The organism is Curtobacterium sp. Csp1 (genome assembly GCF_013347185.1).
Genome location: NZ_CP054594.1, coordinates 377,407 through 399,455 on the forward strand (window position 1 = coordinate 377,407; position 22,049 = coordinate 399,455).

The window sequence follows — 22,049 nt, forward strand, 5'->3', positions numbered from 1 at the left end:
GCTCAGCGAAGTAGGCCGCCGCGCGTGTCAGGAACGCTGCTGCGGTCGCGCCTTTCTCATCTGGGTGGATCTCCGCGTAGGCGAGTCGAGTGTGATCATCGACGGCCGCGTGGACGTAGTCGAACCCGATGCCGCGCCCCCGGAACTCCTCGCGGCGGCCGTGGACCCGCCAGCCTCCGCCGTTCGGGATCCGGCCGAGCTTCTTCACGTCCACGTGGATCAGGTCGCCGGGATGCTCGTGTTCGTACCGGTTCTGTGTTGCCTTCGTCGCGCGGATCAGCGTCCCGGTGACCGGGTCCAGCCAGGCCAGCGGCGGCACACGGTGGCGGGTAAGGATGCGGGAGATCGTCCGCGCGGTCAGGACCGCTGCCTCACGCTCCGGGCTCGTTCTCGTCGGTGTCCGCAGCGGGCGGCTTGACCGGTCCAGTAATCCGATGGCGCCGTCAGCCCGAAACCGACGAACCCACCGGTGCGCGCACTGACGCGAGATGCCGAGCTCCTTGGCAACGTGCGCGACGGGACGACGGCATCAATGACGCGAGTAATGAGCAGCCGCCGGCCGTGCAGGGTCAGACGGGCATTAGCGTGGGACACAGAGGCCTCCTGGCGATGGCAGAACTAGACAGCTCCATCAAGCCAGGAGGCCTCGCTGAGTCACAAGTCCCGCAGTGTCACCAACGTCACGGCCGGGTACACCTAGCGCGCCCGGCGGGACCCGACGGCGCTCAGCCCTTGCGGTCCTCCTCGGACTGCCACGGCAGGTGCAGGTCGCCCGGCTCGGGCTCGACGTCGCCGGCATCGTCGGCCCCACCGGTGCCGGGCGCTGCCACGACACGGGACGGATCGATGCCGTCCGCCTCCAGGTCCTCGCGGCTGCGCTGGTCCGTCTGCGCCGCCACGGTCTCCCGCTCGCTCGACGGGCTGTAGGACGTGTCCGCGGCCTCCTGCTCGGACGCGCTCACGCCGTCGGCACCCTCGTGGTGCGCAGCGTCGCGGAGGGCGTCGCTCCGTGCGCGGTCGTCGGAACCTTTGGGGCCGGGTGCGTCCGGGATGCTGTCGCTCATGGGCTGCACAGTAGGCCGGTGACCTCCGGTACCGGTTCGGTCACGGCGCTCGTGATCCGCTTCCCGCTCCGTTACGGTCGACGCGAGGGGGTCCGACATGGGACGCAGGACGGTCACGGCATCGATCGCGATCGCGGGGGTGACGGCGCTGGTGCTCACCGGTTGCTCGGTGTTCGGCGGGGACGACCCGCTGCCGAAGCCCACAGGGCACGCGGCACCGAGCGCATCGGCGCGCCCGGACAGCGGCACGGACGGCAGCGGCACGGACGGCAGCGGCACCGGCGGCACCGCCCAGCAGGTCGTGACGAAGCAGGCGGTCCCCGCGGGCACCGTCGTCGCCGAGACGGACCTCGTCTCGAAGTCGGGCGACACCGCCGTGCACGTGCGCGTCGTGGCGGACGACGCGGGCACCTTCGACGCGCAGCTCTCCGGCTACCGCACGACGAACCCGCAGCCGATGACGGTCGAGTTCCGCCGGTCGGCTGCCTCGCCCGGCGACGGGTTCGACTGGGAGTCGGTCGCCTCGACGACCTGGCAGGCGGACGCCCCGGCGCCCTCGTCGGTCAGCCTCTCCGACGCGGGATCCTTCCCCGACTGGTTGCACAGCGTCGTCCTCGTGCCCGCGGCGACCACGCAGGCAGCCGACACCGACGACTCGGACGGCTCCATCGACGCGGACCGACCGTGGGTCGGGAGCGTCCTGGCGGCGGCGACCCTGCAGTGGCACATCCCGAGCCCGTACCCGGACCTGCACGTCCAGGTCGGCGCCGCCTGTGCCGGCGCCTACGGCTGGGTGTTCGACGCGGCGGGCGACAAGCTCACCGCGCCCGGCAGCGGTGTGCCGACGTCGTACCGGGTGTCCCACGGCGACGACCAGACCACCGTCGCGAAGCGCTTCGGCCTGACCCTGGCGCAGCTCCGCTGGTTGAACCCCACGATGCGGGTGCACGGCAACGGCTGGTTGTACGAGGACACCGACCTGAACCTCGACCCCGCCGGACGCTGACCACGGCGGCACCGCCCGGTCCGTTACGCTCGACCCCGCACCCGCACCACCCTGGAGGTCACCCCGTGACGATCGTCGCCGCCGCAGACGGATCCGCCCTCGGCAACCCCGGCCCGGCCGGCTGGGCCTGGTACGTCGACGACGACCGCTGGGCCGCAGGCGGTTGGCCGCGTGCCACGAACAACATCGGCGAGCTCACCGCCGTCCTGCAGCTGCTCCGCGCGACGAAGGACGCCGGCGAACCGCTCCACATCCTGTGCGACAGCCAGTACGCGATCAAGGCGTGCACCGAGTGGCTCGCCGGGTGGAAGCGGAAGGGCTGGCGGAAGGCCGATGGCAAGCCCGTCCTGAACGTCGAGATCATCAAGGAGCTCGACGCCGAGCTGCAGGGCCGCAAGGTCACGTTCGAGTGGGTCCGCGGGCACGTCGGCCACGAGATGAACGAGGCCGCGGACGTCCGCGCCCGTGGTGCCGCGACCGCGTACCAGAACCACACCGAAGTTCCGACGGGCCCGGGCTGGCCGGGCAAGCAGGTCGACCCGGCACCCGAGCCGGTGCAGGTCGAACCGCCCGCGACCCTGTTCTAGAAGCGGACCAAGGCGACCACCGGACCGACGCGACCAGCGAGCGGGTCGCAGCGCGGTCAGTACGTCCCGTCGCGCCGGTCCTGACGGGTGATCTGCTCCCCCGACGCCGGGTCGATCCCCGACCGCGTCGTGGTGGTCGTCCGGCGACCGCCGAACCCGACGGCCAGGCTGATGATGAGCAGCACGACGCCCGCGGCCATCAGGATGTACCCGATCAGGCGCAGGTCGACCCCGGCGAGCTGGATGTCCAGGGCGAACGCCACGATGGCGCCGATGACGATCAGGGCGATGCTCGATCCGATGCGCATGGGAGTTCCTCTCGACGGACCCGGCTGTCCGGGCTGCCGTCGAACGTACCCGTCCGTCAGAGTGGACGTTCCCACAGGGCGACGGTGCTCTCCAGGTGGTCGTACCGGTACGGCTTCGTCTCCCCGGTGGGCGTGTAGCCGAGCGCCCGCCAGAACGGCTCCGCGACGGCGGCGTTCGTCGCGACGATCCCGAGGCGCAGCCGACCGATCCCCGGCACCGAGCGCACCCGGGCGACGACGGCCTCGTGCAGCGCGCGGCCGAGTCCCTGCCCCTGCCGGTCCCCGCGGACGAGCAGCAGTCCGACGAAGGCCGCTCCCGGGTCCGGGTAGCCGAGCAGCACGTCCGCGAACGCCACGAGCCGGTCCCCGTCGAACAGCCCCCAACCGTGCTTGCCCACCGGGTCGAAGCCCTCGGGCACGCTGATCAGCGCGCTCAGGGCGTCCGACGGCCCGGGCGGGTACCCGGTGATCCGCTCGGTGTAGTCCGGCGCGGACTCGAGCAGGTCCTGCAGCGCGGCGACGTCAGCGTCGCCGTCGAGCGACCGGAAGACCGGATCGGTGACCGCGCACATCAGTCGACGTCCACGTCCGTCCAGCCGTCGAACCGGCCGATCTCGGTGACCCGGACGACGGCCTCGCCCGCGGCGTCCGACGCGTCGAGGTCGATCGTCGCCGAGAACCCGAAGTCCTTGTCACCCGCCGGGTCGGCGAAGATCTGCCGAGCACGCCACGTCCGTCCCTCCTCGGACAGCACCAGGTACTGCATCGACCGCGCGTCCGCGTCCGTGCCGATCGTGTCGTGCGCGTCGTAGTACTCCTCGAGCACGTCGTCCCAGGCCGAGCGGTCGAAGCCACTCGTGGCGTCGAGCGCTCCGAGTCCCGCCGGGTCGTCCGCCGCCGCGAGCAGCACCCGCTGGAACAGCGCGTTCCGCACGAGCACCCGGAACGCCCGCGGGTTCCCGGTCAGGCGCGCGGGCTGCGGAGGGGCGATCTCGCCCGTGGAGGACGAGCCAGCTTCCGCCTCGGCACGAGCGACGTCGCCGTTGACGAGCGCCTCCCACTCGTCGACGAGCGAGGAGTCCGTCTGCCGGACGACCTCGCCGAGCCACTCGATCAGGGCCTCGAGCTCGGGTGTCCGCTGCTCCTCGGCGATGGTCTGCCGCATGGTCCGGTACGCGTCGGACAGGTACCGGAGCACGAGTCCCTCGGAGCGGGTGAGGTCGTAGAACCGCACGAAGTCCCCGAACGTCATCGCCCGCTCGTACAGGTCACGGACGACGGCCTTCGGCGACAGCGCGAAGTCGAGCACCCACGGCTGCTCCGCGGCGTAGGCCTCGTACGCGGCCTCCAGCAGTTCGGCCAGCGGGCGCGGCCAGGTGACCTCCTCGAGCAGCTCCATCCGCTCCTCGTACTCGATCCCCTCCTGCTTCATCCGGGCGACGGCCTCGCCGCGCTCCTTGAACTGCTGCTGCGACAGGATCGCCCGTGGATCATCGAGGGTCGCCTCGACGACGGAGACCATGTCCAGCGCGTACGTCGGCGACTCGGGGTCGAGCAACTCGAACGCGGCCAGCGCGAACGGCGACAGCGGCTGGTTGAGCGCGAAGTTCTGCTGCAGGTCGACCGCCAGCCGGTACACGCCGTCCACCCGCTCGATGACCCGCGCGTTGACCAGGGTCCGCGCGATGGTGAGCGCGCGCCGGGCCATCGCGTACTGGCGTGCCCGCGGCTCGTGGTTCTCGAACACCAGCGCGCGGATCTCGTCGAACGGCGAGCCGCCGCGCGCGACGACGGCGAGCACCATCGCGTGCGTGATCCGCATCCGTGACACCATCGGTTCGGGCTCCGCCGCGATGAGTCGCTCGAAGGACGCCTGCCCCCAGGAGACGAACCCCTCCGGCGCCTTCTTCTTCTTGACCTTGTTCTTCTTCTTCGGGTCGTCCCCGGCCTTGGCGACGGCGCGGGCGTTCTCGATCTCGTGCTCGGGGGCCTCGGCGACGACGTCGCCCTCGGTGTCGTAGCCCGCGCGACCGGCACGTCCGGCGACCTGGTGGAACTCGCGCGCGGACAGCTGGCGCATCTTGGTGCCGTCGAACTTGGTCAGCCCGGTCAGCAGCACCGACCGGATCGGCACGTTGATCCCGACCCCCAGGGTGTCGGTGCCGCAGATCACCGGCAGCAGGCCGCGCTGGGCAAGCTGCTCGACGAGCCGCCGGTACTTCGGCAGCATGCCCGCGTGGTGCACACCGATGCCGGCCCGGATCAGGCGGGACAGCGTCTGCCCGAACCCGGCACTGAACCGGAACTGCGCGATCGCGTCGGCGATCTCGTCCCGACGAGCACGATCGGCGACGCGCACGGACATCAGCGCCTGCGCCCGCTCGAGCGCCGCCGCCTGCGAGAAGTGCACGATGTAGACCGGCGCCTTGCCCTCCTCGAGCAGCCGTTCGACGGTCTCCTGCACGGGCGTCATGACGTACTCGTAGGACAGCGGCACCGGCCGCGAGACACCGGTCACCCGGGCGGTCGGGCGTCCGGTCCGCCGGGACAGGTCGTCGGCGATGGTCGTCACGTCGCCGAGGGTCGCCGACATGAGCAGGAACTGCGCCCGCTCGAGCACGAGCAGCGGCACCTGCCACGCCCACCCGCGGTCGGGGTCGCCGTAGAAGTGGAACTCGTCCATCACGACGACGTCGACCTCGGCGTCCGGCCCCTGTCGCAGAGCGAGGTTCGCGAGGATCTCGGCCGTGCAGCACACGATCGGGGCGTCGGCGTTCACGCTCGAGTCGCCGGTGACCATCCCGACGTTCTGCGCGCCGAACAGGTCGACGAGCTGGAAGAACTTCTCGGACACGAGCGCCTTGATCGGGGCGGTGTAGTAGCTCCGCTTCCCCTCGGCGAGCGCCGCGAAGTGCGCGCCGGCCGCGACGAGCGACTTCCCGGTGCCGGTCGGCGTGCTGAGCACCACGTTCGCGCCGGAGACGAGCTCGATGACCGCCTCGTCCTGCGCCGGGTAGAGCGGGCGGCCGCCCGAGGCGGCCCAGTCGACGAAGGCCTCGTAGACCGCGTCGGGGTCGACGACGCCGTCGACCGCCGCCGGCAGGGCAGCGACGAGCGGCGGGACGGAGGTGACGTCGGTCATGCGTCCATCCTCCCAGGTGGGTGGTGACCAGGAGACGGACGGGAGGATCGGGTCGGGCCCGCCACGATCCTCCCGGCCGGCGTGTGGATGCGCATGCATACACTCGAGACGTGCGCGAACTCGGATTCCTCTCCTTCGTCCCGAACCACGGCGGACCGGCCGGCGCTGCCGGCGCCCTCGAGGACGGCCTGCGGCTCTTCGAGACCGCCGAGACTCTCGGCTACGGCACGGGCTGGGTGCGCGGCCGACACTTCGAGCCGTTCCTCACCAGCCCCATGACCTTCTTCGCCGCCGCGGCCCAGCGCACGAGCACGATCGGCTTCGGCACGGCCGTGCTCGGCATGCGCTACGAGGACCCGGTGCGCCTGGCCGAGGACGCCAGCACGGTCGACCTGCTGAGCGGCGGCCGCGTGCAGCTCGGCATCAGCACGGGCATCGCCGGGTACGGGCCGATCCTGGACCCGGTGTTCGGCGGCACCGAGCGGAGCTTCCGCGACGAGGCCGAGGCCCGGGCCGCCCGGCTGCTCGAGGTGTTGCGTGGCGAGCCGCTCGGGACCTCGGGCAAGGGCTACGAGAGCATCCCTGCCGACACCGAGCTGACGCTGCAGCCGCAGAGCCCCGGCCTGCTCGACCGCGTCTGGTGGGGCGGGGGCAGCCTGGGGACGGCCGAGCGCACGGCGGACAAGGGCCTGCTGCTGCACTGCTCGACCCTGAACACAGAGGACACGGGCGAGCCGTTCGCCGTCGCCCAGGCGGCGCAGATCGCGGCGTACCGGGAGCGTTTCGCGGCGCAGCACCCGGACCGGACCGCGAAGGTCGCCGTCGGCCGCATCGTGGTCCCGCTCCTCGACGACCACGACCGCGCGGTGCACGAGGAGTTCCTGACCGGGTACGCGAGCGGCATGGACGACGAGGGCCGACCGCGCTCCGGGCCGCCGTTCCGCTTCAGCAAGGTGGTCGCGGGCGGGGTCGCGGAGATCGTCGACGCCCTCGCCGCGGACCCCGCCGTGACCGCGACGGACGAGCTCGTCGTCACCCTGCCGGCGAACGGCGACGCGGCCGCACACGAGCGGATCCTGCGCGTCGTCGCCGAGGAGGTCCTGCCGCACCTGCGGTGATCCCTGCGCAGCAGCGGATCGGGCTGGGAGAGGTGCACCCGGCCGGGCTGCGACGGGGTTGGTGAAGCCCCGGAGCCCTGGCCGGATGACCATCTCATCCCTGATCCGGAGGGGATGGTGCGCCGAGTCTTTCACTTCTCGAAGAATTTGTCATCATCGCTCCGGGGGGAAAGTGACAGTTCGTCATCCGATGCGTGAAGTGGTCAATGATCCCCCTCGGGACCATTGACCCCGGACGACGAATGCGCCCCCGCGCGGACGCGGAGGCGCATTCTGACGCACCGGGATCGCAGGGGCTCCGACGGCCGGATCAGGAGACCGCGTCGCTCACACAGCGACCCCGTATCGGTACGCGCGCCGACGGTAACCAGCCGACAGGCGCGCATCGATGCTACTCAATGCAACAACCCAACGCACGCAAACCGGATCACTCCAGTTCGAGGGTCGTCGTCCCGACCTCGGCGGCCACGGACTCCGCGACGTGCAGCGTGAAGGTGCCGGGTTCGTAGCGCCAGGCGCCGTCCCAGTGCGCGAACGCCCGGGCCGGGACCTCGATCGAGACCTCGGTCGACTCGCCCGCAGCGAGCCGTACGGGTGCGAAGCCGACGAGCCACCGCACCGGACGGTCGACGGCCGACTCCGCGCGCGAGGCGTAGACCTGCACGACGTGCTTGCCCGCACGGTCGCCGGTGTTCGCGACGGTCGCAGTGACGATGACCGCGTCCCCCTCGGACACCGTCGGCGTCGCGCTGATGCCGTCGATCGACCACGTCGTGTACCCGAGGCCGTGGCCGAACGGGTACGCAGGCTCGGTGCCGGCGCGGAGCCAGGCACGGTAGCCGACGTGCACCCCCTCGTCGTACACGACCTTGCCGTCGATGGGCGTGACGTTCGCGACCGGGACGTCCTCGAGCGTCGTCGGCCAGGTGGTGGGCAGGCGTCCACCGGGCTCGGCCGCGCCGGTGAGGACGTCGGCCAGGGCGTTGCCGTACTCCTGGCCGCCGAACCAGGTCAGGAGCACCGCAGCGACGTCGTCCCGCCAGGGCATCTCGACCGGAGACCCGGAGTTGACCACCACGACGGTGTTCGGGTTGGCGGCCGCGACGGCCCGGACCAGGTCGTCCTGGTGGCCGGGGAGCGCGAGCGACGAGCGGTCGTAGCCCTCGGACTCCACCTTGCTGTTCGTGCCGACGACGACGATCGCGACGTCCGCGCCGGTGGCGGTCGCGACGGCGGCGTCGATCAGCGCGGCGGGGTCGGCGTCGCTCGGCTCGGAGCCGAACTGGTACGCGAGCACGCCGCCGAGCGCCTCGTCCTGCACGATGTCGTACTCGATGCGGATCGCGACCTGCTGCCCCTCCTGCACCTGCACGGGCACCGAGCGCGCCGGCGGGTTGAGGAACGCGGCGCCGAGCTGGTCGCCCTCGTACGGCACGGTCTCGTCGAGCAGGAGCTCGCCGTCGATCCACAGGCGCGAGTGGCCGGCGGCGCCGATGCCGATCCGGACGGTGCCGGTCGACTCGGCGGTGTAGGTCGTGGTGATGTCGAGCCGGTCGGCCTCGCGCGTCGGGGCGTCGCCGCCGAACCAGAACAGCGCGGTGGCGCGGCGGTCCTCGACGTACAGCTCCTCGCCGTCCTTGACGAAGGCGACGCGGGCGCCGGGCTCGCCGGTGCCCGGGTTCGTGATGCTCGCGAGCGGGAACTCGGCGATGCCCTCCTGCACCACGGCACCGATGGCGTAGTCCACCGTCGCGCCCGGGAACGCCGCGCGGATGCCCTCGATCGGCGTGACGACCCGCTCCGGGACGACCGTCGCGGAGCCGCCGCCCTGGGTGCGGGCCTGGTCGGCGTTGTGGCCGACGATCGCGATGCGCGACACCGCGGCGGCGTCGAGCGGCAGTACGCCCTCGTTGCGGACGAGCACGGTGCCCTCGGCCTCGGCGGCGCGGACGAAGGCGACCCCGTCCTCCACGTGCACGGGGCGCTCGGCGACGGGCTCGAAGCCCTCGAGCGCACCGACCCGGGCGGCGAGCGTCAGGATGCGGTGGACCTTCCGGTCGACCGCGGCCATCGGCACCTCACCCGACTCGACCGCCTGCAGCAGGGGGCCCTCGCTCCACCACGGGTTCGGTCCGGGCATCGCGACGTCCTGCGACGCCTTGGCGGACTCGACCGAGCGCACGCCCGTCCAGTCCGACACGACGATGCCGTCGAAGCCCCACTCCGAGTTCAGCGGCGTCTCGAGCAGGTCGTTCTCCGACGCGGTGACGCCGTTGATCGCGTTGTACGACGACATGACCGCCCACGCGTGCGCCTCGGTCACGGCCTTCTCGAACGCGAGCAGGTACAGCTCACGGAGCGCCCGGTCCGACACCTCGGTCGACGCGGTGAAGCGGTCGGTCTCGTAGTCGTTCGCGATGTAGTGCTTCGGGGTCGCGGCGACGCCGTTCTCCTGGACGCCGGCGACGTAGCTCGCGGCGAGGTCGCCGGTCAGCACGGGGTCCTCGCTGAACGCCTCGAAGTGCCGGCCGCCGAGCGGGGAGCGGTGCAGGTTGATGGTCGGCCCGAGGACGACGTCGACGCCCTTGCGCCGCGCCTCCACCGCGGCGGCGGCGCCGTAGCGCTTCGCGATCGCGCGGTCCCAGCTCGCCGACAGGGCGGTCGCGGACGGCAGGTTGAGCGACGGGTCGCGCTCGTCCCACACCTCGCCACGGACGCCGGAGGGCCCGTCGGACATCAGGATCCGGCGTAGGCCGATCTTCTCGATCGGCCAGGTGGTCCAGAAGTCGCGTCCGGTCAGCAGCTGGACCTTCTCCTCGGTGGTCAGCTGTCCGACGAGCGCGTCGATGCGCTCGGTCAACGGCGACGCACTGGAGGCGCGGGGCGTTTCTTCCACGGTGGTCACGATGGTCGGTCCCTTCGTTGTGCGACGGGCGACGGGGGCACGACCTCCGCGCGCCATCGTCGGCGGCTGGCGCCAGCGTAGCACCCAAAACCTTTCTGTACTCGGTTTTGCCGTCCGTCCGCGGGCGGTACGCTCGCGCCATGGCACGACGGGGTTCGTACGCGAAGGGCATCGCCAAGCGCGAGGAGATCCTCACCGTCGCGCTCGAACTCGTCGCCCAGCAGGGCTTCCGCCGCACGAGCATCAAGGACATCGCCGACGCGGTGGGGCTCACGCAGGCCGGGCTGCTGCACTACTTCGACTCGAAGGACGAGCTCTGGGTCGAGATCCTCCGCCGCCGCGACGAGCACGACAACGCGCAGGACTGGAACGCCTCGAACCCGGCCGAGCTCCTCGCCGCCGTGGTCCGGCACAACGCCGAGGTCCCGGGGCTGGTGCAGATGTTCGTGAACCTGTCCGCCGCGGCCGCCACGGACCCGGAGCACCCGGCGCACGAGTACTTCCGGCAGCGCTACGACTTCACCCGGGCGGACATGACCCGGCAGTTCCGCGACATGCAGCAGGACGGGCGGCTGCGCGCCGACGTCGACGCCGAGCGGCTCACCAGCGTGATGCTCGCGGTGTCGGACGGCATGCAGATCCAGTGGCTGTACGACCCGTCGCGCGACATGGCCGAGCACGTGGAGCTCGTCGCACAGCTCGCCATCACCCAGGCGGCGGCCCCGGCCCGCTGACACGCCGGTTCGGCGATCCACCGGAGGGCTGCGTCGCCGGGACAGGTACCGCCAGTGCCTGGTCCCGCCCAGCACCCGCGCGGCAGGATGGGACCCGGCCGACCAGGCCGTCCGACGACGATGTGGAGTGACGCGATGACGCGTGTTGTGGTGACCGGAGGCAGCGGCAAGCTCGGACGGGCGGTCGTCCGCGACCTCGACGAGCACGGGTACGACGTGGTCCTGCTCGACCGGGTCCCCTCCCCCGACAAGCCCGAGCGGGTGCCGTTCGTCCGCATCGACCTGAGCGACTACGGCCAGGTGCTCGGCGCCCTCACCGGCATCGACGACCGCTACGACTCGGTCGACGCCGTGGTGCACCTCGCGGCCGTGCCCGCTCCCGGCCAGGTGCCCGACGTGGCCCTCATCACGAACAACGTGACCGCCTCGATCAACGTCTTCCACGCGGCGCGCGTGGCGGGCATCAAGAACCTGGTGTGGGCGTCGAGCGAGACCCTGCTCGGGATCCCGATGGGCGAGCACCACCCGCCGTACCTGCCCGTCGACGAGGAGTTCGCGGTGCGCCCGCAGTCCTCGTACTCGCTCGGCAAGGCGGTGGAGGAGGAGATGGCCCGCCACTTCACCCGCTGGGACCCGGAGCTCAAGATGATCGGTCTGCGGTTCTCGAACGTGATGGACGAGACCGACTACCCGGCGTTCCCGTGGGATGCCTCCCCCGAGGCGAAGACGTTCAACCTGTGGTCGTACATCGACTCCCGCGACGGCGCCCAGGCGGTGCGGAAGTCGCTCGAGGCCGACCTGACCGGGTTCGAGGCGTTCGTCATCGCGAGCCCCGACACCGTGATGGACACCCCGACCATCGAGCTCGTCGACCGCTTCGTACCGGACATCGAGCGCCGGGCGGACATCGACGGCACGAGCTCGCTCCTGTCGTCCGACAAGGCCCGCGAGCTGCTCGGCTACGCCCCCGAGCACACCTGGCGCAACCACCGCACGAGCTGACCCCCTCTCCCCCGTCCCGCGGAACGCAACGGGAGCGGTTTCTCGCAGCGGAACGTCGCTGCGAGGAACCGCCCACGTTGCGTTTTGCGAGACGCGACGGGCCGGGCCAGGCCGGGCAGGGTCAGGCGGGCAGCAGCAGGCCGTCGAGCACCAGGTCCCGCGCCCGCGGCAGCAGGTCCGCGCGCAGGGCCTCCTCGTCCACGCCGGTGATCTGCGCGATCGCCCCGACGATCGCGGCGACGGACAGCTCGCCGTCGCAGGCCCCGACGAACGCGGCGAGCGCCGTGTCGGCGTCCACCCGTCGGCCGAACCCGCCGCCCTGCACGAGCGTGATCACGGTCGGGTCGTCGTTGCCGGGCCAGTAGTGCCGCTCCTCGGTGACGTCGCCGGCGGCCCGGAGGTGCGCGGCGGCGAGCGCCTCGTCGTCGTGCACCCCGAGCCACGCCGCGGCGTCGAGCACCCGCGCGACCGTCGCACCGAGCCCCGCGGGGTTGGAGCCGAGCGTCTCGGGGACGCGCTCGAACCGACGGAGTTGCCCCGTGCCTCCCGGCTGGGCGCGCCGCACCACGACGTACCCGAAGCCGACCCCGGTGACCCGCCGTGCCGCGAAGTCGTCGAGCCAGGCATCCACGAGCACGTCGTACTCCGGCGTCCCGGGCTTCGTGCCGCCGTCCCGGATCCACGTCTCGGCGTAGGCGGGCGGGTCCTCGCGCTCCCGCTCGACCACCCACGTGTCGAGCTCCGACGCGGCGGGGGCGTCAGCGAACCACGAGCGCACGCGGTCGAGGCCGTCGACGCCCCAGTGGTACTCCCAGTTGCCGAGCAGCTGGGCGGTCCCGCCGGGCTCCAGGTGGTCGACGAGTCCGCGGAGCACGGTCTCGACGAGCGCGTCGCCGACCATGCCGCCGTCACGGTACTCGTACGACGGGACGCCCTCGCGCCGCGGGGTGATCACGAACGGCGGGTTCGACACGATGCGGTCGAAACGCTCACCGGCGACGGGCTCGAAGAGCGAGCCGAGCCGGAGCTCGATCCCGTCGACACCGTTCAGCGCGGCGTTGAACCGTGCGATGTCGAGGGCTCGCTGCGAGATGTCGGTCGCGACCACCTGGTCGGCGAAGCGGCGGGCGTGCAGTGCCTGGATGCCGCACCCGGTGCCGAGGTCGAGCACCCGCCGCACCCGCACGGGCACCTGCAGCCCGGACAGCGTCGTGGACGCGCCACCGATGCCGAGCACGTGCTCCTCGCCGAGGGCCGTACCGAGCGCGAGCTCACCGAGGTCCGAGACGATCCACCAGCTGCCGGCACCGAGGTCGTCCACGAACGCGTACGGGCGCAGGTCGACGGTGGGGAAGACGCGGCCGTCGTCGCCCGTGCGCAGCAGCCCCGCGGCGAGCACGCCGTCGAGACCCGCGGTCGGGAAGGCCCGCTCGACGTCCGACCGCGCGACCGGCAGGCCGAGCACGAACAGCGTCGCGAGGGTCGTCAGCGGCGAGGTGTCCCGCGCGGCCAGGGCCCGGAGCGCGGCGACCCGGGTGCCGCGGTGCAGCGACGCCGCTGCCTCGGCTCCCCAGAGCGCGTCGACCCGCTCGACCGTGAACCCGGCGGCGTCGAGGTCCGCGGCGATCGCGGCGACGACGACGGGGTCGGTCGTGACGGTCGGCAGGACGTGGTGCGGCTGCCCGGTCGGCACGGCGGCGCTCACGCGGGGACCTCGTCGAGCAGGAGCGCAGCGGGGACCTGCCAGTCGGTGACCAGGTCGAGCAGCCCGGGGAAGCGCTGCTGCACGTCCTCGACCCGGACGCGGCTCGACCGCACGAGCCCCTCCTGGTGCTGCTCGAGCAGCCCGGCCTCGCGCAGGACGCGGAAGTGGTGCGTCAGCGTGGACTTCGGTCGGTCCAGCCCGACCCACCCGCAGCTGCGCACCCCGCCCGCCGCGTCGACCAGGTAGCGGTGCAGGATCGCGAGGCGGATCGGGTCGCTCATCGCGTCGAGGACCGTCGGCAGGTCCATCTCGGCGACGGCCGGTTGGGGCAGCCGTTCCGGGGCATCCACGTTCGCGGGCATGACCGCGACGGTAGCACCGTTCGGCTGCAGTACGACTTGCGTCGTACAACGAGCGTGCTGTACGAATACAGTCGTACAGGCTCCGCAGGAGCGACAGCCAGCAGCAGCCAGCAACGACCCCGGAGGAACGCATGCAGTCAGCACGATCGGTCGCGGGGTTCTGGATCCTCGCCGCCATGCTCCTCGTCGCGATGGCCTCGTCCGCGGTGCCGTCGCCGATCTACCCCGTCTACGCCGCCGAGTGGCACCTCACCCCGCTCGCCCTGACCGCCGTGTTCGCGATCTACGTCGCGGGGCTCCTCGTCACGATGCTCGTCGCCGGGCGGCTGTCCGACCACGTCGGCCGGAAGCCCGTGCTCGTCGCCGGTGGGCTGCTCCTCGTGCTCTCCCTCGTGCTGTTCGCCGGCGCGGACGGCCCCGTCGCCCTCGTGGTGGACCGCATCGTGCAGGGCGTCGCCGTCGGGCTGCTCATCGGTGCACTCGGTGCGGCCCTCATCGACAACTCGCTCGAGCGCTTCCCGTCCCTCGCCGGGGTCCTGAACGGTGCCGTGCCGCCGTTCGCCCTCGCCACCGGTGCCCTCACGAGCGGCGCCCTGGTGGAGTGGGGTCCCGCGCCCGAACAGCTCGTCTACGTGGTGTTCGGCGCGCTCCTCCTGCTGCTCGTCGTGGCGCTCGTCGTCGTCCCCGAGCGCGTCACCCGACGTCCGGGAGCGCTGCGCTCCCTGCGCCCCACCGTCTCGGTCCCCCGCGCATCCCGCGCCCTGTTCCGCGGCGTCGCGGGCGCCCTCGTCGCCAGCTGGGCCCTCGGTGGGCTGTTCCTGTCGCTCGTGCCCTCCGCGCTCCGCGCCGTGTTCGGCATCGAGGACCACTTCGCCGCCGGTGCCCTGATCGCCGTCGTCACCGGCGTGGGCGGGCTCACCGGCCTGGCGATCCAGCGGCTCGACACCCGCCGCAGCCTGCTCATCGGCCTGATCGCACTCGTCGCCGGACCGGTCGTCACCGTGTCGTTCGTGTTCGCGCACTCGTTGCCCGGCCTGGTCGTCGGCAGCGCGATCGCCGGCGTGGGCTTCGGTGCCGGGTTCCAGGCGCCGCTGCGGATGCTGCTCGCGACCGCCGCACCGACGCACCGCGCCGGACTGCTGTCGTCGGTCTACGTCGTGAGCTACCTGGCGTTCGGCGTCCCCGCGGTCGTGGCCGGCCTCCTCGAGCCGACGTTCGGCTTCGTGCCCGTCCTCGCCGGGTACGGCGCGTTCATCGTCCTCGCGGCGACGGTCGCCCTCGTCCTCCAGCTGGTCTCACGGAGTGCCGCCGACGCCGAGGAACGTGCCGTGACCGGTCCCGTGCGGACCTGCCCCACGCCCACCGCCGACTGACGCCGCGGCCGGCCCGGAGGTCAGTGCCCCGGGCGCGCCCGGTTCGGCCGCTGGTGCGCGCGGACCCCGGTGCTCCGGTGCGCGTCGGCGTGTGCGGCGTCGACGTCGGCCTTGCCGCGGTCCGCCGCGCGACGGAGCCACCGCGGTCCGTGCGCCTTCGCCCAGTCCCAGAAGCGGTGCAGCTGGGCGCGGAGCCACGTGATGATCCGGTGGAAGAAGTGGAACTCGCTCGCCAGGATCGTCAGACCGATGAACACCACGAGCCAACCCGGCCCCGGGAGCGGCACGAGGATGAGCCCGATCACCACGACCAGCCCACCGACGATGCCGACGAGCACCTTGTAGAACAGGTGCAGCCCCGGGCGCGCGTGGATCCACGCCCGCAGGTCGCGGAACCACCGGAAGCGGTGGGACCGTTCGTCGGTCTGCTGGGCCTCGGCACGCACGACCGCGTCGGGTCGCTCGTGGGTGTCGCCGTCCATGTCGGCACCGTAGGGCGCGCGGCTGGGAAACGGCGGCGCAACCGGTCCACGTGCCGTGAGCGGCGGGACGGACGCGCCACGTGCCTCCCGGCCCGGCCCACGTCCGCCCCGTGGCGTCTCCCACCCGGCGGCCCGGCCCACGTCCGCCCCGTGGCGGCTCCCACCCGGCCTGGAGGCGCGTCACGCGTGGGCGACGCACGTCGCCGCCCACGGGACGGCGGCCAGGCGGGCCTCCGGGACGGGTTCGCCGCCGACGGCGCACCGTCCGTAGGTGCCGGCGTCGAGCCGCGCGAGCGCGGCGTCGACCAGGCGGATCCGCTCCCGCGCGGCGTCGCGGACCGCGCCGAGCGACCCGCGCTCCCACGCGAGGGTCGCGCCCTCGGGGTCGTGCTCGTCGTCGGAGTTCGCGTCGAGCCGGGCGTCGCTGACGTCCCGCATGCTCCGCTCCACGTCGGCGAGCAGCCGCTCGTTGCGCTGCCGTTCCGTCGTGAGCGCCGTGCGGGGATCGTCCATGGCGGCCACCGTAGTCGGGGCGGAATGAAGCCCGCGCACCATGCGTTCGCATCGGCATGACGAAGATCGGGTTCCTGTCCTTCGGGCACTGGCGCGACGTGCCGGGCTCGCGCGTGCGGAGCGGCCGAGAGGCCCTCGTGCAGGCGATCGACCTCGCCGTCGCCGCCGAGGAGGCCGGGGTGGACGGCGCGTACTTCCGCGTGCACCACTTCGCACCGCAGCAGGCCGCGCCGTTCCCGCTCCTCGCCGCGATCGCCGCCCGGACCAGCCGCATCGAGATCGGCACCGGCGTGATCGACATTCGCTACGAGAACCCGCTCTACATGGCCGAGGAGGCGGCGGCGACCGACCTCATCGCCGGCGGCCGACTGCAGCTCGGCGTCTCGCGGGGGTCGCCCGAGACCGCCCTGGCCGGGTACCAGCAGTTCGGCTACGTGCCCGAGGCGAACGACACCAACGGCGGCGACATGGCGCGGGCCCACACCGACGTCTTCCGTCGGGCGATCGCCGGCGAGCCGATGGCGCACGCGAACCCGCAGATGACCGGTTCGGCCGGATCGCTCGCGGTGTCCCCGCTGTCCGAGACCCTGCCGGAGCGCATCTGGTGGGGCGCCGGCACCCGGGCCACCGCCGAGTGGACCGCCGAGCAGGGGCTCAACCTGATGTCGTCGACGCTCCTCACCGAGGACACCGGCGTGCCGTTCGACCAGCTGCAGGCCGAGCAGATCGCCCGCTTCCGGTCGACCTGGGCCGAGATGGGTTGGGAGCGCGAACCGCGGGTGTCCGTGTCGCGGAGCATCATCCCGATCACCGACGACGAGTCGCGACACTACTTCGGCGTCCGTGCGCAGGTCGAGGGGCAGGACCAGGTCGGACACCTCGACGGTGGACTGGCCCGCTTCGGCCGCTCGTACATCGGCGAACCGGAGCAGCTCGTCGCGGAGCTCGCGGCCGACGCCGCCGTCCGCGCCGCCGACACCGTGCTCGTGACGGTGCCGAACCAGCTGGGTGTCGACTTCAACGCCCGGCTCCTCGCGGCCACCCGCGCCGTGATGGACGAGGTCGACGCCGCGCTCGTCCCCGCCTAGGTCACGCCCCGGCGGGCGCTCCCGGCCACAGCAGACGGAAGCGCTCGCACAACACCGGCATGTCCGGCTCCCAGCCACGCGGGTTCTCGGAGTGCTCGCGCCAGTACCGCTCGTGCACCGCGCGCCAGTGCTCGAGCGTGCGGTCGCCCTCGCCCTCGGCCCGGGCGTGCTCGGCGTCGACCTGGTCGAAGGGCACGACGGCGAGCGCCGTGGTCTCGATCACGGCGCGCGGCGCTCCGCGGCCGTCCAGGATCACGCTGAGCTCGCCGACCTCGGGCAGCGGGTCGCCCGTGGCCTCGTAGTCCCACATCGACGACGCCGTACCGTCCTTCGTCCCGCTGAGCACGAGCTCGAGCAGGCCGTCGGCGTGCTCGGGCGTCGCGCCGAACGCCCACGCCTCCGGCACGGTCTCGGGCAGGGAGGGTTCCTCGGCCCGTCGGGCGGCCCAGAAGTCGGTCAGCGTCTCGTCGGCGGTGATCACCCGCTGACCGTAGCGCACCCGCTGGTCCCCTTTCCTGCCGACACCCGCCTTGGGGCCGCGGCCGTGCCTCCCGAGCGCGTAGCGTCGAAGCGCACCGTCCACCGCACCCTCCAGGAGCACCCCGTGACACTGCCGGCCGCCGGCTGGTTCCCCGACCCGCAGGACGCGAACCGCCTGCGCTGGTGGGACGGGCACGCCTGGGGCACCGCAACGCACGCGATGCCGACGCGGACGGGGCCCGTCGTCCCGGTCGTCGTCGCACCGGTCGGCCCCTCGTTCTCCGTGCAGGGCGGCGCCCTGCGGACGGGCTCCTGGGCGTCGGGCAGCGCCGCGCCGCGGATCGGGCTCACCGCGTTCGTGGCCGTCGTGCTCGCGGTCGTGTCGGTGGCTTGGAACCCGTTCGGGGCCGTCAGCGTCGTCGCGATCGTCCTCGGCGTCGTCGGGGTCGTGCGACCAGGGGCCTCCGGCGCGCGCCGCGTGGTGGCACGGAGCGCTGCGGCGAGCGCCCTCGTGGTCGCGGTCGCGACGGCCGCCGTGGCCGTGGCCGCCCAGCTCGCGTCCTGAGGCCCGGCCTGCGCCCGCCCGCCCGCCCTACCGCCGCGCCCGCGGGTGAGCCGTCTGGTACACGTCCCGCAGCATGTCGGCCGTCACCAGCGTGTAGATCTGCGTCGTCGCGACGCTCGCGTGCCCGAGCAGCTCCTGCACGACGCGGACGTCGGCCCCGCCCTCGAGCAGGTGCGTCGCGAACGAGTGCCGGAACGTGTGCGGCGACACGTGCTCGGCCAAGCCGGCGCGCTCCGCTGCTGCCTGGATGACGAGCCAGGCGCTCTGCCGGGACAGCCGGGCGCCCCGGGCACCGAGGAACAGCGCCGGCGTCGACGGCCCCCGCGCCGCGAACACCGGACGCGCCCGCACCAGGTAGGCCTCGACCGCGGCACGGGCGTAGCTCCCGAGCGGCACGATGCGCTGCTTGTTCCCCTTGCCCGTGACCTTCACGACCGCGACATCGTCGCCGGGCCCGGCGCCGGGCGCGCCTCCGCCGTCGTCGGGATCGGACAGCGTCGTGACGTCGTCCACCGACAGTCCCACGGCCTCGGAGATCCGCGCCCCCGTGGCGTACAGCAGCTCCAGGAGCGCCCGGTCCCGCAGCCCCACCGGGTCGTCGTCCGCGCCACCAGCCGCTTCGAGCAGCCGCTCGACGTCGTGCACCGAGATCGCCTTCGGCAGCCGGCTCGGCGCCTTCGGCGGACGGACCGCGGTGGCGGGGTCGAGCGGCACCCACCCCTCGGCGGCGGCGAACGCGGTGAACGACCGGACCGAGCTGAGCATCCGCGCGACCGAGCTCGGTGCGAGCGGCCCCTCCGGCCGGGTCGTCAGGTGCGCCACGAACCCGGCGACGTCGGCGCGTGCCAGCCGTCCGACGTCCGCCGTGGCCGACGCACCGCCGGCCCGGTCGGCGCTCTCGGAGCGGACCTCGGGCGTGGTCGCGAGCCACTCCGCGAACACGGTCAGATCGCGCCGGTAGGCCGACACCGTGTGCCGCGACAGCCCTCGCTCCACGGCGACGTGCCGCAGGTACGTGTCGACGGCGCGGTCGAGCGTGGTCATCCGGTCAGGCGCATCCGGTGTCAGGCGGAGCGCCGCGACCGTGCGTCGACCGCGAGCGTCGCGACGACCAGCGCCGAGTTCTGCAGGCGACCGGCCAGGATCGCCGCCACGAGTTCCTCGCGCGGGACCCACCGGGTGACGATGTCGGCTTCCTCGGCCTCGCGTTCGAACGCGCTGTCGGTGGCGCTGACGCCGCTCGCGCGGAAGATCTCGATGAACTCGTCGCTGCCGCCGGACGAAGTGTTGTACCGGATCAGCGGCTCCCAGTGCTCCGCCTGCAGGTCGGCCTCTTCGCCGAGCTCGCGCTTCGCCGCCTCGAGGTGGTCCTCCCCCTCGTGGTCGAGCAACCCCGCCGGCAGCTCCCAGTCGCGCAGGCCCACCGGGTGTCGGTACTGCTGGATGACGAGCACGCGACCCTCGTCGTCCTCCGCGAACACGGCGACGGCTCCGGTGTGGTCGATGTACTCCCGGACCATGTCCTGCCCGTGGTGGTCGACGGTGTCCCGGCGCACGTCCCAGACCATCCCCTCGTACACGACGGTCGAGTCGGTGACGGGGAACGAGGTCGGTTCGTCGGCGATGGGGGCGGCAGCGTCAGTCACGTCTGCCATCCAAGCACGCGGGTCCGACGGACCCGCACCGGTCCCGCCGGGCCGGGCCCAGAACGGACGGGAGACGCGGTGCCAGCTGGCACCGTCCTCCCTCGCAGGCTCGGTCGGCGCGCCCCGCGCAAGGCTTCGCCTTGCCTCTGAGCGGGGCGCGCCAGTCCGACCGTGGGTCGCGTTACGCGACGACCTCCGCCTGCTCGTCCGCCGGGTCGAACAGGCTCGACGCCTCGTGGCGCGCGATCGCCGCGTCGACCAGCCCCGCGAACAGCGGGTGGGCGTCCGTCGGCCGCGAGCGCAGCTCGGGGTGCGCCTGCGTCGCGATGTAGAACGGGTGCACGTCGCGGGGCAGCTCGACGTACTCGACGAGCGTGCCGTCGGGCGAGGTGCCCGAGAACACCAGGCCGGCGTCCGCGATCTGCTGACGGTAGGCGTTGTTCACCTCGTAGCGGTGACGGTGACGCTCCGACGCCTCGGACGCGCCGTACAGCTCCGCGGCGAGCGAGCCGTCGGAGAAGTGCGCCGGGTACAGGCCCAGACGCATCGTGCCGCCGAGGTCGCCACCGGCGATGATGTCCACCTGCTCCGCCATGGTCGCGATGACCGGCGTCGAGGTCTCCGGGTCGAACTCGGTGCTCGACGCGTCGGTCAGACCGGCCTCGTGGCGGGCGTACTCGATGACCATGCACTGCAGGCCGAGGCACAGGCCGAGCGTCGGGATGCCCTGCTCACGCGCGAAGCGGAGCGCGCCGAGCTTGCCCTCGATGCCGCGCACGCCGAACCCGCCGGGCACGCAGATGCCGTCGACGTCCCCGAGGTGCTTCGCAGCCCCCTCGGGCGTGGTGCAGTCGTCCGAGACGACCCACTTGAGCCGGACCTTGGCGCTGTGCGCGAAGCCGCCGGCGCGCAGGGCCTCGGTCACCGACAGGTAGGCGTCGGGGAGGTCGATGTACTTGCCGACGAGGGCGATCGTGACCTCCTTCTTCGGCTCGTGCACGGCGTCGAGGACGGGCTTCCACGCGGACCAGTCGACGTCGTGCGCGTCGAGCTTCAGCGCGTCGATGATCACCTGGTCGAGGCCCTGGTCGTGCAGCAGCGTCGGGAGGTCGTAGATCGACGGGACGTCGACGGCGTTCACCACGGCGTCCTCGTCCACGTCGCACATCAGCGCGATCTTGCGCTTGTTCGAGTCCGACACGGGGCGGTCGCTCCGGAGCACGAGCGCGTCCGGCTGGATGCCGATCGAGCGGAGCGCGGCGACGCTGTGCTGCGTCGGTTTGGTCTTCTGCTCGCCCGAGGCGCTCATGAACGGCACCAGCGAGACGTGCACGAAGAACACGTTGTTGCGGCCGAGCTCGTGGCGGACCTGGCGGGCCGACTCGATGAACGGCTGGGACTCGATGTCGCCGACCGTGCCGCCGACCTCGGTGATGATGACGTCGGGCTGCGGGTCGTTGTCGGCCTGCTCGCGCATCCGACGCTTGATCTCGTCGGTGATGTGCGGGATGACCTGGACCGTGTCGCCGAGGTACTCGCCGCGACGCTCCTTGGCGATGACCGTCGAGTAGACCTGGCCGGTCGTGACGTTCGCCGACTGCGACAGGTCGATGTCGAGGAAGCGCTCGTAGTGCCCGATGTCGAGGTCCGTCTCGGCGCCGTCGTCGGTCACGAAGACCTCGCCGTGCTGGAACGGGTTCATGGTGCCCGGGTCCACGTTGAGGTACGGGTCGAGCTTCTGCATGACGACCTTGAGGCCGCGCGCCGTGAGCAGGTTGCCGAGGCTGGCCGCCGTCAGGCCCTTGCCCAGGGACGAGACGACCCCGCCGGTCACGAAGATCTGCTTCGTCACCTTCGGGGTCGTGTTCGAAGAATTGGTTCCGCCGCTTGAAGTGTCCGCCACGGGATTCCATCGTACGTCAGAACTGCCGGGAGGCGCGACCCGCGTTCGCCGCGGGCGTTGCGCCCG

At 72.5% G+C, this 22,049-nt stretch carries 21 protein-coding genes and 1 pseudogene; 8 read left to right on the forward strand and 14 right to left on the reverse strand.

Translation table 11 applies throughout. The features are described from left to right. Together HUN58_RS01835 and HUN58_RS01840 are read right to left on the reverse strand one after the other, a co-directional pair. A pseudogene (locus HUN58_RS01835) lies at positions 1-594 on the reverse strand (leucine zipper domain-containing protein); the annotation flags it as partial. A gap of 131 nt (positions 595-725) precedes the next feature. Next, positions 726-1,064 carry a hypothetical protein gene (locus tag HUN58_RS01840; protein WP_180224688.1) on the reverse strand — a complete coding sequence of 113 codons (339 nt, stop codon included), beginning with the start codon at positions 1,062-1,064 and terminating at the stop codon, positions 726-728. Positions 1,065-1,161: 97 nt separating this feature from the next. Here HUN58_RS01840 and HUN58_RS01845 point away from each other — a divergent pair, with 97 nt between their 5' ends. Both HUN58_RS01845 and HUN58_RS01850 read left to right on the forward strand, forming a co-directional pair. After that, a complete protein-coding gene (locus tag HUN58_RS01845) occupies positions 1,162-2,070 on the forward strand; it encodes a hypothetical protein (protein ID WP_180224687.1) in 909 nt (302 codons plus the stop codon). Between the two features lie 65 nt (positions 2,071-2,135). After that, the gene (locus HUN58_RS01850; protein WP_141862877.1) at positions 2,136-2,657 is read left to right on the forward strand and encodes a ribonuclease H; all 522 of its coding nucleotides are present in this window, start codon (positions 2,136-2,138) and stop codon (positions 2,655-2,657) included. Between the two features lie 56 nt (positions 2,658-2,713). Here HUN58_RS01850 and HUN58_RS01855 read toward each other — a convergent pair whose 3' ends face one another. The 3 genes from HUN58_RS01855 to HUN58_RS01865 are packed head-to-tail and all read right to left on the reverse strand — an operon-like array spanning position 2,714 to position 6,107. Then, a complete protein-coding gene (locus HUN58_RS01855; protein ID WP_058741116.1) occupies positions 2,714-2,965 on the reverse strand; it encodes a DUF6458 family protein in 252 nt (83 codons plus the stop codon). A gap of 56 nt (positions 2,966-3,021) precedes the next feature. After that, positions 3,022-3,537: a GNAT family N-acetyltransferase gene (locus HUN58_RS01860; RefSeq protein ID WP_141862879.1), complete on the reverse strand. Its 516-nt coding sequence runs from the start codon at positions 3,535-3,537 to the stop codon at positions 3,022-3,024. Beyond that, positions 3,537-6,107 carry an RNA helicase gene (locus tag HUN58_RS01865; protein WP_141862881.1) on the reverse strand — a complete coding sequence of 857 codons (2,571 nt, stop codon included), beginning with the start codon at positions 6,105-6,107 and terminating at the stop codon, positions 3,537-3,539. The genes HUN58_RS01860 and HUN58_RS01865 overlap by 1 nt, the downstream gene beginning before the upstream one ends. 110 nt (positions 6,108-6,217) lie before the next feature. Between HUN58_RS01865 and HUN58_RS01870 the strand changes: the two genes are divergently transcribed. Continuing rightward, a complete protein-coding gene (locus HUN58_RS01870; protein ID WP_167510145.1) occupies positions 6,218-7,225 on the forward strand; it encodes an LLM class flavin-dependent oxidoreductase in 1,008 nt (335 codons plus the stop codon). Between the two features lie 427 nt (positions 7,226-7,652). Here HUN58_RS01870 and HUN58_RS01875 read toward each other — a convergent pair whose 3' ends face one another. After that, the gene (locus HUN58_RS01875) at positions 7,653-10,130 is read right to left on the reverse strand and encodes a glycoside hydrolase family 3 protein (protein ID WP_180224686.1); all 2,478 of its coding nucleotides are present in this window, start codon (positions 10,128-10,130) and stop codon (positions 7,653-7,655) included. A 140-nt stretch (positions 10,131-10,270) separates the two neighbouring features. On the opposite strand from HUN58_RS01875, the gene HUN58_RS01880 reads away from it, so the two are divergent. Both HUN58_RS01880 and HUN58_RS01885 read left to right on the forward strand, forming a co-directional pair. Then, on the forward strand, positions 10,271-10,864 hold the full coding sequence (locus HUN58_RS01880; RefSeq protein ID WP_114851419.1) for a TetR/AcrR family transcriptional regulator: 594 nt from the start codon (positions 10,271-10,273) through the stop codon (positions 10,862-10,864). A 135-nt stretch (positions 10,865-10,999) separates the two neighbouring features. Further along, on the forward strand, positions 11,000-11,866 hold the full coding sequence (locus HUN58_RS01885) for an NAD(P)-dependent oxidoreductase (protein WP_180224685.1): 867 nt from the start codon (positions 11,000-11,002) through the stop codon (positions 11,864-11,866). Between the two features lie 121 nt (positions 11,867-11,987). Here HUN58_RS01885 and HUN58_RS01890 read toward each other — a convergent pair whose 3' ends face one another. Both HUN58_RS01890 and HUN58_RS01895 read right to left on the reverse strand, forming a co-directional pair. Then, positions 11,988-13,532 (reverse strand): methyltransferase, encoded by a 1,545-nt coding sequence (locus HUN58_RS01890; RefSeq protein ID WP_180226119.1) that lies wholly within the window; start codon positions 13,530-13,532, stop codon positions 11,988-11,990. A gap of 35 nt (positions 13,533-13,567) precedes the next feature. Beyond that, positions 13,568-13,933, reverse strand: a complete 366-nt coding sequence (locus tag HUN58_RS01895; protein WP_058740954.1) for a helix-turn-helix transcriptional regulator — start codon at positions 13,931-13,933, stop codon at positions 13,568-13,570. A 131-nt stretch (positions 13,934-14,064) separates the two neighbouring features. Between HUN58_RS01895 and HUN58_RS01900 the strand changes: the two genes are divergently transcribed. Then, positions 14,065-15,306 (forward strand): MFS transporter, encoded by a 1,242-nt coding sequence (locus HUN58_RS01900; RefSeq protein WP_180224684.1) that lies wholly within the window; start codon positions 14,065-14,067, stop codon positions 15,304-15,306. Positions 15,307-15,326: 20 nt separating this feature from the next. On the opposite strand, the gene HUN58_RS01905 is transcribed toward HUN58_RS01900, so the two are convergent. Then, the gene (locus HUN58_RS01905; RefSeq protein WP_180224683.1) at positions 15,327-15,788 is read right to left on the reverse strand and encodes a TIGR02611 family protein; all 462 of its coding nucleotides are present in this window, start codon (positions 15,786-15,788) and stop codon (positions 15,327-15,329) included. Positions 15,789-15,968: 180 nt separating this feature from the next. Continuing rightward, positions 15,969-16,301 carry a TraR/DksA family transcriptional regulator gene (locus HUN58_RS01910; RefSeq protein ID WP_058743259.1) on the reverse strand — a complete coding sequence of 111 codons (333 nt, stop codon included), beginning with the start codon at positions 16,299-16,301 and terminating at the stop codon, positions 15,969-15,971. Between the two features lie 50 nt (positions 16,302-16,351). Here HUN58_RS01910 and HUN58_RS01915 point away from each other — a divergent pair, with 50 nt between their 5' ends. Further along, complete coding sequence (locus tag HUN58_RS01915; RefSeq protein ID WP_254631665.1) at positions 16,352-17,389, forward strand: LLM class flavin-dependent oxidoreductase; 1,038 nt, start codon at positions 16,352-16,354, stop codon at positions 17,387-17,389. Between the two features lies 1 nt (position 17,390). Here HUN58_RS01915 and HUN58_RS01920 read toward each other — a convergent pair whose 3' ends face one another. After that, the gene (locus HUN58_RS01920) at positions 17,391-17,867 is read right to left on the reverse strand and encodes an ASCH domain-containing protein (protein WP_180226118.1); all 477 of its coding nucleotides are present in this window, start codon (positions 17,865-17,867) and stop codon (positions 17,391-17,393) included. A 126-nt stretch (positions 17,868-17,993) separates the two neighbouring features. On the opposite strand from HUN58_RS01920, the gene HUN58_RS01925 reads away from it, so the two are divergent. Beyond that, the gene (locus HUN58_RS01925) at positions 17,994-18,434 is read left to right on the forward strand and encodes a DUF2510 domain-containing protein (protein WP_083520144.1); all 441 of its coding nucleotides are present in this window, start codon (positions 17,994-17,996) and stop codon (positions 18,432-18,434) included. A 27-nt stretch (positions 18,435-18,461) separates the two neighbouring features. Here the strand turns inward: HUN58_RS01925 and HUN58_RS01930 are convergent, their stop codons facing one another. From HUN58_RS01930 to HUN58_RS01940, 3 genes are all read right to left on the reverse strand, one after another. Next, positions 18,462-19,478 (reverse strand): site-specific tyrosine recombinase XerD, encoded by a 1,017-nt coding sequence (locus tag HUN58_RS01930; protein ID WP_180224681.1) that lies wholly within the window; start codon positions 19,476-19,478, stop codon positions 18,462-18,464. 20 nt (positions 19,479-19,498) lie between these two features. Continuing rightward, positions 19,499-20,080 carry an NUDIX hydrolase gene (locus tag HUN58_RS01935; RefSeq protein WP_229666953.1) on the reverse strand — a complete coding sequence of 194 codons (582 nt, stop codon included), beginning with the start codon at positions 20,078-20,080 and terminating at the stop codon, positions 19,499-19,501. 181 nt (positions 20,081-20,261) lie between these two features. Continuing rightward, the gene (locus HUN58_RS01940) at positions 20,262-21,983 is read right to left on the reverse strand and encodes a CTP synthase (protein ID WP_180224680.1); all 1,722 of its coding nucleotides are present in this window, start codon (positions 21,981-21,983) and stop codon (positions 20,262-20,264) included. Positions 21,984-22,049 lie beyond the last annotated feature (66 nt).

Excerpts from the sequence above, each read along its gene's own strand:
- HUN58_RS01845 (WP_180224687.1), top strand. The coding sequence starts at position 1,162 with ATGGGACGCAGGACGGTCACGGCATCGATCGCGATCGCGGGGGTGACG.
- HUN58_RS01865 (WP_141862881.1), bottom strand. The coding sequence starts at position 6,107 with ATGACCGACGTCACCTCCGTCCCGCCGCTCGTCGCTGCCCTGCCGGCG.
- HUN58_RS01910 (WP_058743259.1), bottom strand. The coding sequence starts at position 16,301 with ATGGACGATCCCCGCACGGCGCTCACGACGGAACGGCAGCGCAACGAG.
- HUN58_RS01855 (WP_058741116.1), bottom strand. The coding sequence starts at position 2,965 with ATGCGCATCGGATCGAGCATCGCCCTGATCGTCATCGGCGCCATCGTG.
- HUN58_RS01860 (WP_141862879.1), bottom strand. The coding sequence starts at position 3,537 with ATGTGCGCGGTCACCGATCCGGTCTTCCGGTCGCTCGACGGCGACGCT.
- HUN58_RS01905 (WP_180224683.1), bottom strand. The coding sequence starts at position 15,788 with ATGGACGGCGACACCCACGAGCGACCCGACGCGGTCGTGCGTGCCGAG.
- HUN58_RS01895 (WP_058740954.1), bottom strand. The coding sequence starts at position 13,933 with ATGCCCGCGAACGTGGATGCCCCGGAACGGCTGCCCCAACCGGCCGTC.
- HUN58_RS01880 (WP_114851419.1), top strand. The coding sequence starts at position 10,271 with ATGGCACGACGGGGTTCGTACGCGAAGGGCATCGCCAAGCGCGAGGAG.
- HUN58_RS01900 (WP_180224684.1), top strand. The coding sequence starts at position 14,065 with ATGCAGTCAGCACGATCGGTCGCGGGGTTCTGGATCCTCGCCGCCATG.
- HUN58_RS01840 (WP_180224688.1), bottom strand. The coding sequence starts at position 1,064 with ATGAGCGACAGCATCCCGGACGCACCCGGCCCCAAAGGTTCCGACGAC.
- HUN58_RS01885 (WP_180224685.1), top strand. The coding sequence starts at position 11,000 with ATGACGCGTGTTGTGGTGACCGGAGGCAGCGGCAAGCTCGGACGGGCG.
- HUN58_RS01930 (WP_180224681.1), bottom strand. The coding sequence starts at position 19,478 with ATGACCACGCTCGACCGCGCCGTCGACACGTACCTGCGGCACGTCGCC.